The sequence below is a fragment of the Vibrio sp. S457-15 genome, from assembly GCF_000960545.1.
GTDB lineage: Bacteria > Pseudomonadota > Gammaproteobacteria > Enterobacterales > Vibrionaceae > Vibrio > Vibrio parahaemolyticus.
Window position 1 is genome coordinate 250,251 of record NZ_JYOQ01000177.1, and the last position, 13,781, is coordinate 264,031.

Below are 13,781 nucleotides of genomic sequence, written 5' to 3' on the forward strand. Positions count from 1 at the left end.
TAGCAATGAAAGTTCGTGCTTCCGTTAAAAAAATCTGCCGTAACTGTAAAGTAATCAAGCGTAACGGTGTCGTTCGCGTGATTTGCAGTGAGCCAAAGCACAAACAGCGCCAAGGCTAATTAGCAGAAATTTTTACTTGAAAATGAAGGTTGGGTCGAGTATATTCCTCGGCCTACCTTTTGCGTGCAAAAGAAGTAGTATTCCGCAGCGTATCCATAACGGGCTTTGCTGCGGCTAATTCTTTTATAGAAACACTTAGGAGTGAATAATGGCCCGTATAGCAGGCATTAACATTCCTGATCAGAAACACGCTGTAATCGCTCTAACGGCGATCTACGGCATCGGTAAAACTCGCTCTCAAGCTATCCTAGCTGAAGTGGGTATTGCTGAAGATGTTAAGATCAGTGAACTAACTGAAGAGCAGATCGATCAACTGCGTGATGGTGTAGCTAAGTACACTGTAGAAGGTGATCTACGTCGTGAAGTATCTATGAACATCAAGCGTCTTATGGACCTTGGCTGTTACCGTGGTCTTCGTCATCGTCGCAGTCTACCGCTACGTGGACAGCGTACTAAAACCAACGCTCGCACCCGTAAGGGTCCGCGTAAGCCGATCAAGAAATAATCGGGAAGGTAGAGTACAATGGCTAAACAACCAACTCGCGCTCGTAAGCGCGTACGCAAGCAAGTTGCAGATGGCGTTGCGCACATCCATGCTTCTTTCAATAACACAATCGTAACCATTACTGACCGTCAAGGTAACGCTCTTGCATGGGCTACTGCAGGTGGTTCTGGTTTCCGTGGTTCTCGTAAGTCTACTCCGTTCGCTGCACAGGTTGCTGCTGAGCGTTGTGCTGAAATGGCTAAAGAATACGGTCTAAAGAACTTGGAAGTTATGGTTAAGGGTCCTGGTCCAGGTCGTGAATCTACTGTTCGCGCACTGAACGCAGCTGGTTTCCGCATCACAAACATCGTTGATGCTACACCAATCCCTCATAACGGTTGTCGTCCACCTAAGAAACGTCGCGTATAACGTTTCTAGGACTATTGGAGAAGAATCATGGCAAGATATTTGGGTCCTAAGCTGAAGCTTAGCCGTCGTGAAGGCACTGACTTATTCCTTAAGTCTGGTGTTCGCGCGATCGATACCAAGTGTAAAATTGATAACGCACCAGGTGTACACGGCGCTCGTCGCGGTCGTCTATCTGAGTATGGCGTTCAGCTTCGTGAGAAGCAAAAAGTTCGTCGTATGTACGGCGTGCTAGAAAAACAATTCCGTAACTACTACAAAGAAGCTGCACGTCTTAAAGGCAACACAGGTGAGAACCTGCTTCAGCTTCTTGAAGGTCGTCTTGATAACGTAGTTTACCGCATGGGCTTTGGCGCAACTCGCGCAGAAGCACGTCAGCTAGTTAGCCACAAAGCTATCCTAGTTAACGGTAAAGTTGTAAACGTTCCTTCTTTCAAAGTAGCGGCTAATGACGTTGTTTCTATTCGCGAGAAAGCTAAACAGCAAGCTCGTATCAAAGCAGCTCTAGAAGTTGCTGAACAACGTGAAAAACCAACTTGGATTGAAGTAGATGGTGGCAAGATGGAAGGTACATTCAAGCGTATGCCTGAGCGTTCTGATCTATCAGCTGACATCAACGAACAATTGATCGTCGAGCTTTACTCTAAGTAAGGTTTAAACTAAAGAGAGGACACAATGCAGGGTTCTGTAACAGAATTTCTTAAGCCACGTCTAGTTGACATCGAACAAATCAGCTCGACTCACGCAAAAGTAACTCTTGAGCCATTAGAGCGTGGCTTTGGTCATACTCTGGGTAATGCACTTCGCCGCATTCTTCTATCTTCTATGCCTGGTTGTGCAGTGACAGAAGTAGAAATTGAAGGCGTACTTCATGAGTACAGCACTAAAGAAGGCGTACAAGAAGATATTCTTGAAATCCTTCTAAACCTTAAAGGTTTGGCAGTGCGTGTAGCTGAAGGCAAAGATGAAGTGTTCATTACTTTGAACAAATCAGGCTCGGGCCCTGTGGTTGCAGGTGACATCACCCATGACGGTGATGTAGAGATCGCTAACCCTGAACACGTTATTTGTCACCTAACGGATGACAACGCTGAAATCGCAATGCGTATTAAAGTTGAACGTGGTCGTGGTTATGTTCCAGCTTCTGCGCGTATCCATAATGAAGAAGACGAGCGTCCAATCGGTCGCCTACTAGTAGATGCTACTTACAGCCCAGTAGACAAAATTGCCTACGCTGTAGAAGCAGCTCGTGTAGAACAGCGTACTGATCTAGACAAGCTTGTTATCGATATGGAAACAAACGGTACTCTAGAACCTGAGGAAGCAATCCGTCGTGCAGCTACTATCCTAGCTGAACAATTGGATGCATTCGTAGATCTTCGTGATGTACGTGTTCCTGAGGAGAAGGAAGAGAAGCCAGAATTCGATCCGATCCTACTGCGTCCTGTAGACGATCTTGAACTAACAGTTCGCTCTGCTAACTGTCTGAAAGCAGAAGCGATTCACTACATCGGTGATCTAGTACAACGTACTGAGGTTGAGCTACTTAAAACGCCTAACCTTGGTAAAAAGTCTCTTACTGAGATTAAAGACGTACTTGCGTCACGTGGTCTATCTCTGGGCATGCGCCTAGAAAACTGGCCACCTGCATCAATCGCTGAAGATTAATCGATACTAGTTAGAAGGATTAGGTCATGCGCCATCGTAAGAGTGGTCGTCAACTCAACCGCAACAGCTCACATCGTAAAGCGATGTTTAGCAACATGGCTAGCTCTCTAGTACGTCATGAAGTTATCAAGACTACTTTGCCAAAAGCAAAAGAGCTACGTCGCGTAGTTGAGCCTTTGATTACACTAGCTAAGACTGACAGTGTTGCTAACCGTCGTCTAGCATTTGCACGTACTCGTGACAACGAAGTAGTTGCAAAACTATTTAACGAACTAGGTCCACGTTTTGCTGCTCGTCAGGGCGGTTACACTCGTATCCTAAAAGCTGGCTTCCGTGCTGGTGATAAAGCTCCAATGGCTTACATTGAGCTTGTAGATCGCCCAGCTGCTGAAGAAGCTGCTGAGTAATCAGTTCGTAAGAACGAGAAAGCCGAGCGTTAGCTCGGCTTTTTTGTATCTGTAATTTGTTCAAAAATGGGAGCCTACTGTCTGTAGGCTCCCATTCTTTTTACTTCTATTTCGATGGGGATTTCGCTTAAAGCGAAATTACTTACCGCTCGTCCATAGACCGCTTAAAGACTTCAATAGTCCCTCACTTGCTCCTTGCTCATTTAGGTAACCTAAAATCACTGGTGCAAATTGGCTGATCATCGACGGGTCTAGTCCTAGTGTATTAAATGCGCTTTGTACGGCACTCAAGCTTTCGATGTTACCTAACAGGCTTTGTGCACCTTTCAAGTTGGATAATCCAGGGATCAATGACTGCAATTCCGTGCTGTTTTGTTGAGACAGTTGGCTTTGAGCAAGTGCAATTAGGGCACTGCTGCCACCTGCAGCTTGTTCTGTCGAAACTGGTAGCTGACTCGTTAGTAGCTCAGTAAGAGGTGAAGATTCTGCATTTAGGCCTTGGCTTACCATATCCATAAGACCATTTTTGCTGCTCTTATCTACGACAGTATCCAAAAACGCATGTGCGCTGCCAATATTCATTGATAGGAGAGCTAAAGTTAGGAGAGTTTTACGCATAGTACCTCCGACGGTTGAGCGATTTAACTTATTTGTTGTATTTATTTTTTGAAGGTCATTTGACTGACAACTTCTATTATTTTATAAAAAAAGCGGCGCTAATGCGCCGCTTTATGTAGGTCATTGAGAAAAGTCTCAATTATAGAATGTCTAGTAGTTCAACTTCGAATACTAGTGCTGCGAATGGAGGGATTGCAGCGCCTGCGCCACGTTCACCGTACGCAAGGTCTTGTGGGATGTATAGTTTCCACTTAGAACCTACAGGCATTAGTTGTAGAGCTTCAACCCAACCTTTAATTACGCCAGTTACTGGGAACTCAGCTGGTTGGCCGCGAGATACAGAGCTGTCGAATACTGTGCCGTCTGTTAGTTCACCGTGGTAGTGAACACGTACAGATTTATCAGCTGTTGGGATTTCGCCAGTACCTTCATTGATGATTTCGTACTGTAGGCCAGATTCAAGAACATTAACTTCTGGACGTAGAGCGTTGTCTTTTAGGAACGCTTCACCATCAGCTGCTGCTGCTTTAGCAGCTTCTTGACGAGCTGCTTCTGCGCGAGTGTGTAGCTCTTGCAGTGCATTGTTGATTTCGTCAATTTCGATTGATGGCATTTCGCCAGTCAATGCTGTTGCGATACCCGCAGCGATAGCGTCAACGCTAAGGCCTTCAAGACCAGAGCCAGCTAGTTGCTGACCCATTTGCAGACCAATGCCGTAGCTTGCTTTTTGTTCTGCAGTTTCAAATTTAATTTCAGACATGAATGTCGCTCTTATTAGGAGTGATAAAGGTAACAGGATATCAGTTTCGAGCTTAGGTTTAAATAATTGCTGGCGATTGCGTTATCTGACCAGTCAGCGTGTGACTTATCTCTTACTCCAAGTGAAATTTCTGCTAATTTAAACCAAATTCCATTTTACTTTAGTCAAAACCATATACTCTCCGCGCTGGTATTTTTATACTGGTAGTAGAAGTATTAAGGGACACATCAACATGAATCGTCGCAGAAAGAAAAAGCAGCAAGTCGACTACGTCGAGTTGGTCAAACAAAAGTTCGCTGCTATCAACTGGAAGCAGCCGTTCAACAAAAGTAAGTGGTTGGAACGTGTAGAACCAATCAAGGCATTTTGGCAGCGCTTACCTAAATTCCATCAACGAGCTTTGATGGTGTTAATGCCATTATTACTTCTACTTCTGATTGTACCGTTACCGAAAAAAACGGAAGCGTTAGTCGAACAGCAGGGTGAAGTGGATAGCCAGCGTGTTGCGATCCAGTTAAATGCGCAAAGCCTGAGTCAGCAACGTACGTCGCAAAACTCGGGGCCTAAGTCAGAAGACTGGAAAGAGTACCATGTGAAGAATGGTGATACGTTAGCTCAAGTTTTTCGCAACAATCAGCTTTCTATGGCTGACCTTAGCGCCTTAGTAAAAATAGAAGGAAGCGACAAGCCACTGAGCCATATCAAGCAGGGGCAACTCATCCGTTTTAAACTCTCAGAAAACGGCCAGTTAGATATGTTGCAACTGGAAAAGAGCGATCATTCGGTTATGTTTTTTCGCCTATCGGATGGCAGCTTCGGCCGAAACAAATAGTTTCCATTGTAGATTTAAAAAAGACGCGATTATCTCGCGTCTTTTTTATTGCAGTTTTGTAGAGGTTTATTGAGTCGATTGCTTCCTACGCATGTCTACGTGTGGAATTCCATCTTCTAAGTAACTGTCAGAAATAACTTCAAATCCATGGTGAGCATAAAAATCGATAAGATGTTCTTGTGCACCAATGTCTATGGTTTTTTCGGGCCATAACGTAGAACATGCTTGGATGGCTCGTGTGATTAGCTGATGGCCTAAGCCACCACCTCGGGCTGTTTGTTTGGTCACGACTCGGCCAATACTGACGTTATCGTAAGTGGTTCCAGCTGGCAGAAGCCGAGCGCAGGCAACTAATTCATCATTGTGGTAGCCGAGTAGGTGATGAACGCCGTCAATAATATCCTTACCATCTAGCTCCGGGTACGGGCAAGTTTGCTCGACGACGAACACATCGACGCGTAAGCGCAGCATCTCATACAGTTGTAAAGTAGTTAGTTGAGTAAAAGGCAAAGTGATCCAAGTGGTCATGTCCGTCGTCCATAATGATAGTAGAGTGCCTGAATGTACTCGCTTTTGTTTCAATACTCATTAACAATGGTTAATTTTCACTGGTCTTCCCAGAAAATCTGGCGATAATGTGCCCTCTTTTTCATCCCACCTGAGGATATTTCCCTGTGAGCAAACAAACTTTTGACCAAGTAGGCCTGAACCCTGCGCTACTAGAAACGCTGGATTCATTGAACTACACCCATATGACGCCAATTCAAGCGTTAAGCTTACCGGCGATTTTGAATCAGCGTGACGTAATTGGTCAGGGTAAAACGGGCTCGGGTAAAACAGCGGCGTTTGGTCTTGGCGTGCTATCAAATCTAAACGTAAAACGATTTCGCGTGCAGGCTTTGGTGCTGTGTCCGACTCGCGAACTGGCGGATCAAGTTGCTAAAGAAATTCGAACGCTAGGGCGTGGTATCCATAACATTAAAGTACTTACGTTGTGCGGTGGTATGCCGATGGGACCGCAAATTGGTTCGTTAGAGCATGGTGCACATATCCTTGTTGGTACTCCGGGGCGTATTCTGGATCACCTTGAGAAAGGCCGTATTAACTTGGAAGAGCTGAATACACTGGTGCTGGATGAAGCCGATCGTATGCTAGAAATGGGCTTCCAAGACGCTTTGGATGCGATTATTAATGCGGCGCCTAAACAGCGTCAGACATTGCTTTTTAGCGCCACATTCCCAGAGAAGATCGAGAAAATCGCTCAGCGTATTATGAAATCGCCAGAGATGATCAAGGTTGAATCGACTCACGATACTTCCAGCATTGCTCAATACTTCTACAAAGTAGAAGGAACTGAAGCGCGTGATGAGGCGCTAGCCAATCTTCTTTTGACTTACCAACCAGAGTCGGCGGTGGTGTTCTGTAATACGAAGAAAGAGGTTCAAAATGTTGCGGATGAATTACACCATCGTGGCTTTAGCGTGATCGATATTCACGGTGATCTTGAACAGCGTGAACGTGATCAAGCACTGGTGCAATTTGCGAACAAGAGCGTTTCTATTCTTGTGGCAACGGACGTGGCGGCACGAGGTTTGGATGTGGACAATCTTGATGCTGTGTTCAACTTTGAGCTGTCTCGTGACCCAGAAGTGCACGTGCACCGTATTGGCCGTACTGGCCGAGCAGGCAGTAAAGGTTTGGCGTTCAGCTTCTTTGGTGAAAAAGACGGTCTACGTGTTGCTCGTATCGAAGAGTACTTAGAGATGGATGTGGTACCCGCGACCTTGCCAGCGAAATCAAATCAGCAGCCATACCAAGCGAAGATGGTGACCATCAACATTGATGGCGGCAAGAAGCAAAAAGTTCGTCCTGGCGATATTCTTGGTTGTTTGACTGGCAAAAATGGCATCCCAGGTGCGCAAGTGGGCAAGATTCATTTGTTCCCTGTGCGTTCTTACGTTGCTGTGGAAAAGTCTGCCGCGAAGAAAGCATTGCAAATTATCAGTACGGGTAAGATGAAAGGGCGTCAGTTTCGAGCGCGTCTTCTTAAATAAGTCATTAGATTGAACAAAGGCTCTTCGTTGGAAGAGCCTTTTTTTGTTTGGTACGTCTCTTATTCGCTGTCTTTTGCTAAACGCGCTTTAATACGGCTCAAGCTGATAGCTGTAATGCCGAGGTAAGCCGCAATTTGGCTATCGGTAATGCGTTGTTCTAAATCTGGGTAGTGGTGGCAAAATAGCTGATAACGTTCCTCAGGCGAATACAACAGCATAAAACGTTCTTTATTCTCTTTGTTCATCAACTGCGTTTCGAGCAATTTTAGGTAAATTGAGTGCTTTTCGGCGCGCCATTGATGCAATGCCTCGATAGGCAAACAGAATAAATGACATGCGGTCAGCGTTTCCAATAAGTACGGTGAAGGTTGACCTTTTATCACGCTTTCAAAGCCGATCACCCAGTCCTTTTCCCAATAAAACTCTTTGCTGAATTCTTTGCCTTTCTCTGTGAGATAGCTTGCGTGGCATAACCCTTCCAGAATGAAGTAGATGTGAGAACTAAATTCACCTTGATGGCTAAGAATGTGCCTAGTGGGTAATTCTAACTCTTGTCCATAGACCATGAGTTGTGAGGCTTCGTCTTCTGAAAAGCCATGTTGAGTGAGATCGAAAAATACGTCGTTTTGCATGAAGGTTATCTGCAGTGAAAGGGTTAGCGCATTTGAACTATCTTAACTGCTTTGCGCAGTAACAAAAAGCGGCTCACAGAGGAGCCGCTAGTTTGAACATCGAGTCGCTTATTTGTTTAAATCGATCTGATAAATCGCAAAGCCCACTTCGTCAGTTGCGACGCGTTTCATCGGGTATTGGCCTTTGTCTTGTATAAACTTCGAAGCTTTTTCGCTCGGTGAGGTTTCAAAGCGAATATCCAGTTTTTTGTCTGACTTAATTGGTGCGAACGACCAGTTATTGTCAGCGCTTGGCGTGACTTCGCCTTTTTCCTCACTGACGCGAGAAATGTACGCAGCAACCACAGAACGGTTTTCGTCTGGAGAGTCAAATGCAATGAAGTTCGGACCAGTGCCAGGGAAGGTATTGCTGTACGCGCGGTAATTGTTAGTCGCAATGATGAAATCTTGTTTCGGATCAACTGGTTTGCCATTGAAAGTTAGATTCACGATACGCTGGGAGTCCGGATTAATGACTTTACAATTCGCGTTGTACTTCGGTGGCTGAGTGATGTCGATTTGGTATTCCACACCATCAATCACGTCAAAGTTGTACGTACGGAAGTTATCCCAATCAATTAACGATTGTGGCTGTGTCGTATTGACATCAATGTGCTTGAATTGACCTGCGCTGCACTCTAGCCATTCATGTACTTCTTTGCCTTTCACCTTCATTGCGACGAGCGTATTTGGGTATAGGTACAAGTCGGCGGCGTTGCGGAAAGTCAGTTGGCCAGATTCAACTTCAGTGAAGCCGTTCGGATCATCTTTACGTCCGCCCACTTTAAAAGGCGCTGCCGCGCTCAAAACTGGAATGTCAGCAAGGTCTGGATCGCCTTGAATGAAATGTTCCACGTAGTCTTTTTGTGCAAGGTTAACGATTTGGATTGTTGGGTCATCTTGCACCAAAGCCAAGAAGCTGTACATCACGTCATTCGCTTTACCAATTGGTTGGTTAACGAATTCGCGAGTGCCTTTGTGATCGTCTTCGAGTGCTTTAATGATGCCTTGGTCTGCTTCTGCAAGCGATTTCTTAGTCGCTTTGTCGAAAATTGGTCGAGCTTCAGATTGTCCCTCCACTACTTGCCATTGGCCGTCTTTTTGCTCGATGACTAGATCCATGACTCCCACGTGGCTACCCCAACGGCCAGGCATGACGGCAGTGACACCGTTGATGGTGCCTTTGTTGTTGTCTACGCCTTGTAGATTCTCAAATCCTTTGCCTGGGAAGACCGCGTGAGAGTGACCAAACGCAATGGCATCAATGCCTTTCACTTGCGTTAAATAGTACACCGAGTTCTCCGCACCTAGTTTATATGGATCGGTTGAAACCCCTGAATGCGGAATTGCGACAATAATGTCCGCACCTTCCTTCTTCATCTGCGGAATCAGCTTCTCTGCAGTTTCTTTGATGTCTTTGGCAACCACGTTACCTTCAAGATTTTTCTTATCCCAAACCATGATTTGCGGTGGAACAAACCCGATGTAACCCACTTTTACTTGATGAACTTCGCCATCGGTATCTTTAAAACTGTGTGTTTTGATCAGGTAAGGTTGGAAGTAATGTTCGCCAGTTTTCTTATCAAACACATTGGCGTTGATGTAGGGGAAGTTTGCGCCGGCCAGCGTATTTTGTAGGAAGTCCAAACCATAGTTGAATTCATGGTTACCAATATTCCCCACATCATAGTGCAATTGGTTCATGGCTTTGTACACAGGATGAACTTCTCCAGCCTGTATGCCTTTTGCTGCCATGTAGTCACCCATCGGGCTACCTTGAATTAAGTCGCCGTTGTCGACCAACACGCTGTTTTCCACTTCGGATTTTGCCTGCTTAACTAATGTGGCTGCGCGGCTCAAACCAATTTGTTGTGATGGTTGGTCTTTGTAGTAATCGTAATCCATCACGTTGGTGTGGATGTCAGTGGTTTCAATAATGCGAAGCTTGATCGTGTCTGCCATTGCTGGCCCTACAAGCGTCAACATGCCACTCAAAACTGCGACGGAAATAGGATTAACTGCCATTTTCATGAGGTGCTCCAATTTAATGGGATAGGAAGTCGAGTGTAACGAATTTTAATGCAACTTAATGATTAAGGTGCAGAAAACTGTGAATCAACGACATTTTACTGAACCCTTTTCATATTAAACGCCGACTTTTTCACGATTTTGAATGAGACCAAACAAAAACTTCTTAGCAGATTTTTGAATAAAAAATGAAATTTTAGAATTTCAGGTAATAAAAACACCCCGCCATAATGCCTGCATCACAATATCAATGGACGATGAGCAAGCACATGGCAACGAATGATTCAGTCACCACTTTACCTGTACAAAAGCCGAGGTTGGTTTCTGACAACCAAGTGTCTGGCGTCACTCGTTTTGCAAAGCAGTCACTCAAACCAGGCGAAGTGGCATTGGTTGGTGCTGGCCCTGGCGACCCTGAACTTCTCACCATTAAAGCACTGAACTGTTTACAACACGCGGATGTGGTCTTGTACGACTATTTGGTGTCTGAAGAGATCATGGCGCTGATCCCAAGCGATACGATTTTAGTTTGTGTTGGCAAGCGTGCAGGGCACCACAGTGTACCGCAAGAAAAGACAAATCAACTTTTGGTTGATTTTGCTAAGCAAGGCTACCGAGTAGTACGAGTAAAAGGCGGCGATCCTTTCGTATTTGGTCGCGGTGGAGAAGAGCTAGAAGTGTTGGCTGATGCTGGCATTCGTTTTCAAGTGGTGCCTGGTATTACCGCCGCAGCAGGAGCGACAGCATACGCTGGCATTCCGTTGACGCACCGTGATTATGCTCAATCGGCCATTTTTGTTACTGGTCACTTGAAAGAAGAAAGTGATGAGATGGATTGGTCAACACTGGCTCGTGGTAATCAGACTTTAGTGATCTACATGGGACTTATGAAATCACACTATATTCAGAATCAGCTCATTCAGCACGGAAGAGCGGCTTCAACTCCGATTGCTATTATCGAGCGCGGTACCCAAATTCAGCAAAAAGTTTTTACGGGAGAACTTTCCCAACTGTCTGATTTATCGAAGGAAGCTCAGGCGCCATCTTTGATTGTCGTAGGAGAGGTCGTGCGATTGTCTCAAAAGTTAGATTGGTTTTTGTCTAGTACTGATTTCAACAAAAGTGCTATTGCCAACTCCATATAATTTCAGTCCAAAGATTAGAGACGTAACGCGCCTTCAAGCTTAAAAAGGAAATACAAAACATGGACCAACAACGTTTAACTCATCTTAAACAACTCGAAGCGGAGAGTATTCATATCATCCGCGAAGTTGCTGCTGAGTTTGATAACCCAGTCATGATGTATTCGATTGGTAAAGATTCATCAGTGATGCTGCATTTGGCGCGTAAGGCGTTTTACCCAGGAAAGATCCCGTTTCCGCTGCTGCATGTGGATACCGATTGGAAATTTCGCGAAATGATCGAATTCCGCGATCGTACTGCGGAAAAATACGGTTTTGAGCTTTTGGTTCATAAGAACCCAGAAGGCATCGCAATGGGATGTAGCCCGTTTGTTCATGGCTCGTCAAAGCATACGGACATCATGAAAACGCAAGGTCTTAAGCAGGCGCTAAACAAATATGGCTTCGATGCTGCTTTTGGTGGTGCTCGTCGTGATGAAGAAAAATCACGCGCAAAAGAGCGAGTGTATTCGTTCCGTGACAAGAACCATACCTGGGATCCGAAAAACCAACGTCCAGAACTTTGGAAAACCTACAACGGTCAAGTGAATAAAGGCGAGAGCATTCGAGTGTTCCCACTTTCTAACTGGACGGAGCTTGATATCTGGCAATACATCTACCTAGAGAACATCGAAATTGTCCCGCTTTATCTTGCTGATAAACGTCCGGTTGTCGAACGCGATGGCATGCTGATCATGGTGGATGATGACCGTATGGAGCTTCAACCGGGTGAAGTAATTGAAGAGAAAAGCGTGCGTTTCCGTACGTTGGGCTGTTATCCACTGACCGGTGCGATTGAATCCGAAGCGAATACGCTGACGGGCATCATTGAAGAGATGCTGGTGGCGACCTCAAGTGAGCGTCAAGGCCGAGCGATCGACCACGATCAGTCAGGATCGATGGAACTCAAGAAACGTCAAGGTTACTTCTAAAAGATCTAAGGAAAGAGAATGAACAGTGCAGTTGAAGCTCAATTAGCCGAGCTTGGTATCGAAGGCTATTTAAAACAACATCAGTACAAGTCTCTGCTTAGATTTCTGACTTGTGGCTCTGTGGATGATGGGAAAAGCACCCTGATTGGTCGCTTACTCCATGATTCAAAACAAATTTATGAAGACCAACTAGCCGCGGTTCACTCAGATAGCCAACGCGTTGGTACGACGGGTGAAAAGCCAGATTTGGCGTTGCTTGTCGATGGTCTGCAGGCTGAGCGTGAACAAGGCATCACAATCGATGTTGCTTACCGTTACTTCTCGACGCAGAAGCGTAAGTTCATCATTGCTGATACGCCTGGACATGAGCAGTACACGCGCAACATGGCGACAGGCGCATCGACGTGTGATTTAGCGGTGATCTTGGTCGATGCCCGTAAAGGCATTTTGGATCAAACGCGTCGTCACTCTTTCATTTCAAACCTATTGGGCTTGAAACATTTTGTTGTCGCAATCAACAAGATGGATTTGGTGGATTACTCGCAAGCGCGCTTCGAAGAAATTCGTGATGAGTACCTGAAGTTTTCTGAAAATCTAACTGGCGATATTGATATTCAAATTATCCCGATTTCAGCGCTGGAAGGCGACAACGTAGTGGATAAAGGACAGAACCTGAACTGGTTTGAAGGTCCATCGTTGCTTGAGTTGCTAGAAACGGTGGATGTGGACTACGAAAAAGGTGCGGGTGAATTCCGTTTCCCTGTTCAGTACGTGAATCGTCCTAACCTTGATTTCCGTGGCTTTGCGGGCACGGTGTCGTCTGGCTCTGTGAAAGTCGGTGATGCCATCAAAGCATTACCGTCAGGTAAAACGTCGACTGTCGCTCGCATTGTGACCTTCGATGGCGACATTGAAGAAGCACAAGCTGGTCTAGCCGTTACGCTGACTCTGAATGATGAAATTGACATCAGCCGTGGTGATTTGATCGTGCTTGAGAACGCGCAAGTACAAACCACCAACCATTTGCTTGCCGATGTGGTGTGGATGACTGAGCAGCCGTTGCAACCTGGTCGCGATTACGACATCAAGATTGCAGGTAAGAAGACCGTTGGTCACGTAGAGTCGATTCGTCACCAGTACGACATCAATAACTTGTCGACACATGGTGCTGCGGAACTGCCTCTGAATGGCATTGGTTTGTGTGAGTGGTCGCTCAATGAATCAGTAGCTTTGGACAATTACCAAGACTGTGCAGATACCGGTGGTTTCATCATCATCGATCGCCTAACTAATGTGACCGTTGGCGCTGGCATGGTGAAAGAAAGCTTAACAGAGCTTGAACGCGGTTTGGCTGATGTATCTGCCTTTGAACTTGAGTTGAACGCCCTTGTTCGCAAACACTTCCCGCATTGGGAAGCTAAAGACCTAAGCCAGTTACTCAAGAAGTAATGGCAGTAATAAACCTAGGGACGTTATCAGTGTCTAGGTTCACAGCCTAACCGAGTGCGAAATGCGGTTAGGCTGCCTCTAATACCGGAATGTTCAGTGAAGCCCAAGACAACTGAGCATTCTGGCACTCTTTTTCGCTTTGCTTTGCTCT

Annotated in this window: 16 protein-coding genes; 11 read left to right on the plus strand and 5 right to left on the minus strand. The window is 45.6% G+C overall.

Translation table 11 applies throughout. The annotated features are described in order from the left end of the window. Positions 1–5 precede the first annotated feature (5 nt). The 6 genes from rpmJ (at position 6) to rplQ (ending at position 3,105) form a co-directional block, all read left to right on the plus strand. Positions 6–119, plus strand: coding sequence for a 50S ribosomal protein L36 (gene rpmJ, locus UF05_RS20845; RefSeq protein ID WP_000868186.1), 114 nt, complete (start codon positions 6–8; stop codon positions 117–119). Between the two features lie 149 nt (positions 120–268). Beyond that, the gene (gene rpsM / locus UF05_RS20850) at positions 269–625 is read left to right on the plus strand and encodes a 30S ribosomal protein S13 (protein WP_005450559.1); all 357 of its coding nucleotides are present in this window, start codon (positions 269–271) and stop codon (positions 623–625) included. Positions 626–643: 18 nt separating this feature from the next. Beyond that, positions 644–1,033, plus strand: a complete 390-nt coding sequence (gene rpsK / locus UF05_RS20855) for a 30S ribosomal protein S11 (protein ID WP_001118870.1) — start codon at positions 644–646, stop codon at positions 1,031–1,033. A gap of 27 nt (positions 1,034–1,060) precedes the next feature. After that, positions 1,061–1,681 (plus strand): 30S ribosomal protein S4, encoded by a 621-nt coding sequence (gene rpsD, locus UF05_RS20860; RefSeq protein WP_005383146.1) that lies wholly within the window; start codon positions 1,061–1,063, stop codon positions 1,679–1,681. 24 nt (positions 1,682–1,705) lie between these two features. After that, positions 1,706–2,698: a DNA-directed RNA polymerase subunit alpha gene (locus UF05_RS20865; protein ID WP_005383143.1), complete on the plus strand. Its 993-nt coding sequence runs from the start codon at positions 1,706–1,708 to the stop codon at positions 2,696–2,698. A 26-nt stretch (positions 2,699–2,724) separates the two neighbouring features. Then, positions 2,725–3,105, plus strand: a complete 381-nt coding sequence (gene rplQ, locus UF05_RS20870; RefSeq protein ID WP_005383141.1) for a 50S ribosomal protein L17 — start codon at positions 2,725–2,727, stop codon at positions 3,103–3,105. Positions 3,106–3,243: 138 nt separating this feature from the next. Here the strand turns inward: rplQ and UF05_RS20875 are convergent, their stop codons facing one another. Then, the gene (locus tag UF05_RS20875) at positions 3,244–3,723 is read right to left on the minus strand and encodes a DUF2780 domain-containing protein (RefSeq protein WP_031814142.1); all 480 of its coding nucleotides are present in this window, start codon (positions 3,721–3,723) and stop codon (positions 3,244–3,246) included. Between the two features lie 139 nt (positions 3,724–3,862). After that, positions 3,863–4,483, minus strand: coding sequence for an FKBP-type peptidyl-prolyl cis-trans isomerase (locus UF05_RS20880; RefSeq protein WP_005496936.1), 621 nt, complete (start codon positions 4,481–4,483; stop codon positions 3,863–3,865). Positions 4,484–4,715: 232 nt separating this feature from the next. Between UF05_RS20880 and UF05_RS20885 the strand changes: the two genes are divergently transcribed. Next, the gene (locus UF05_RS20885; protein ID WP_020904298.1) at positions 4,716–5,315 is read left to right on the plus strand and encodes a LysM-like peptidoglycan-binding domain-containing protein; all 600 of its coding nucleotides are present in this window, start codon (positions 4,716–4,718) and stop codon (positions 5,313–5,315) included. Positions 5,316–5,381: 66 nt separating this feature from the next. Here UF05_RS20885 and UF05_RS20890 read toward each other — a convergent pair whose 3' ends face one another. After that, complete coding sequence (locus tag UF05_RS20890; RefSeq protein WP_045544830.1) at positions 5,382–5,843, minus strand: GNAT family N-acetyltransferase; 462 nt, start codon at positions 5,841–5,843, stop codon at positions 5,382–5,384. A 146-nt stretch (positions 5,844–5,989) separates the two neighbouring features. Here UF05_RS20890 and dbpA point away from each other — a divergent pair, with 146 nt between their 5' ends. Continuing rightward, entirely contained in the window at positions 5,990–7,369 is a 1,380-nt protein-coding gene (gene dbpA / locus UF05_RS20895; RefSeq protein ID WP_005454697.1) for an ATP-dependent RNA helicase DbpA, read from the plus strand. Positions 7,370–7,428: 59 nt separating this feature from the next. Here dbpA and UF05_RS20900 read toward each other — a convergent pair whose 3' ends face one another. Together UF05_RS20900 and cpdB are read right to left on the minus strand one after the other, a co-directional pair. Continuing rightward, on the minus strand, positions 7,429–8,001 hold the full coding sequence (locus UF05_RS20900; protein WP_025506136.1) for a Crp/Fnr family transcriptional regulator: 573 nt from the start codon (positions 7,999–8,001) through the stop codon (positions 7,429–7,431). Between the two features lie 108 nt (positions 8,002–8,109). Next, complete coding sequence (gene cpdB / locus UF05_RS20905) at positions 8,110–10,071, minus strand: 2',3'-cyclic-nucleotide 2'-phosphodiesterase (protein ID WP_045544831.1); 1,962 nt, start codon at positions 10,069–10,071, stop codon at positions 8,110–8,112. 266 nt (positions 10,072–10,337) lie between these two features. On the opposite strand from cpdB, the gene cobA reads away from it, so the two are divergent. The 3 genes from cobA to cysN are packed head-to-tail and all read left to right on the plus strand — an operon-like array spanning position 10,338 to position 13,630. Next, entirely contained in the window at positions 10,338–11,213 is an 876-nt protein-coding gene (gene cobA / locus UF05_RS20910; protein WP_031859012.1) for a uroporphyrinogen-III C-methyltransferase, read from the plus strand. Positions 11,214–11,272: 59 nt separating this feature from the next. After that, the gene (cysD, locus tag UF05_RS20915; protein WP_005454659.1) at positions 11,273–12,181 is read left to right on the plus strand and encodes a sulfate adenylyltransferase subunit CysD; all 909 of its coding nucleotides are present in this window, start codon (positions 11,273–11,275) and stop codon (positions 12,179–12,181) included. An 18-nt stretch (positions 12,182–12,199) separates the two neighbouring features. Beyond that, entirely contained in the window at positions 12,200–13,630 is a 1,431-nt protein-coding gene (gene cysN / locus UF05_RS20920; protein WP_005454657.1) for a sulfate adenylyltransferase subunit CysN, read from the plus strand. Positions 13,631–13,781: the final 151 nt, after the last annotated feature.

Excerpts from the sequence above, each read along its gene's own strand:
- cpdB (WP_045544831.1), bottom strand. The coding sequence starts at position 10,071 with ATGAAAATGGCAGTTAATCCTATTTCCGTCGCAGTTTTGAGTGGCATG.
- cobA (WP_031859012.1), top strand. The coding sequence starts at position 10,338 with ATGGCAACGAATGATTCAGTCACCACTTTACCTGTACAAAAGCCGAGG.
- UF05_RS20875 (WP_031814142.1), bottom strand. The coding sequence starts at position 3,723 with ATGCGTAAAACTCTCCTAACTTTAGCTCTCCTATCAATGAATATTGGC.
- UF05_RS20865 (WP_005383143.1), top strand. The coding sequence starts at position 1,706 with ATGCAGGGTTCTGTAACAGAATTTCTTAAGCCACGTCTAGTTGACATC.
- UF05_RS20890 (WP_045544830.1), bottom strand. The coding sequence starts at position 5,843 with ATGACCACTTGGATCACTTTGCCTTTTACTCAACTAACTACTTTACAA.
- rpsM (WP_005450559.1), top strand. The coding sequence starts at position 269 with ATGGCCCGTATAGCAGGCATTAACATTCCTGATCAGAAACACGCTGTA.
- rpsK (WP_001118870.1), top strand. The coding sequence starts at position 644 with ATGGCTAAACAACCAACTCGCGCTCGTAAGCGCGTACGCAAGCAAGTT.
- UF05_RS20880 (WP_005496936.1), bottom strand. The coding sequence starts at position 4,483 with ATGTCTGAAATTAAATTTGAAACTGCAGAACAAAAAGCAAGCTACGGC.
- cysD (WP_005454659.1), top strand. The coding sequence starts at position 11,273 with ATGGACCAACAACGTTTAACTCATCTTAAACAACTCGAAGCGGAGAGT.
- rplQ (WP_005383141.1), top strand. The coding sequence starts at position 2,725 with ATGCGCCATCGTAAGAGTGGTCGTCAACTCAACCGCAACAGCTCACAT.
- UF05_RS20900 (WP_025506136.1), bottom strand. The coding sequence starts at position 8,001 with ATGCAAAACGACGTATTTTTCGATCTCACTCAACATGGCTTTTCAGAA.
- rpsD (WP_005383146.1), top strand. The coding sequence starts at position 1,061 with ATGGCAAGATATTTGGGTCCTAAGCTGAAGCTTAGCCGTCGTGAAGGC.
- rpmJ (WP_000868186.1), top strand. The coding sequence starts at position 6 with ATGAAAGTTCGTGCTTCCGTTAAAAAAATCTGCCGTAACTGTAAAGTA.
- UF05_RS20885 (WP_020904298.1), top strand. The coding sequence starts at position 4,716 with ATGAATCGTCGCAGAAAGAAAAAGCAGCAAGTCGACTACGTCGAGTTG.
- cysN (WP_005454657.1), top strand. The coding sequence starts at position 12,200 with ATGAACAGTGCAGTTGAAGCTCAATTAGCCGAGCTTGGTATCGAAGGC.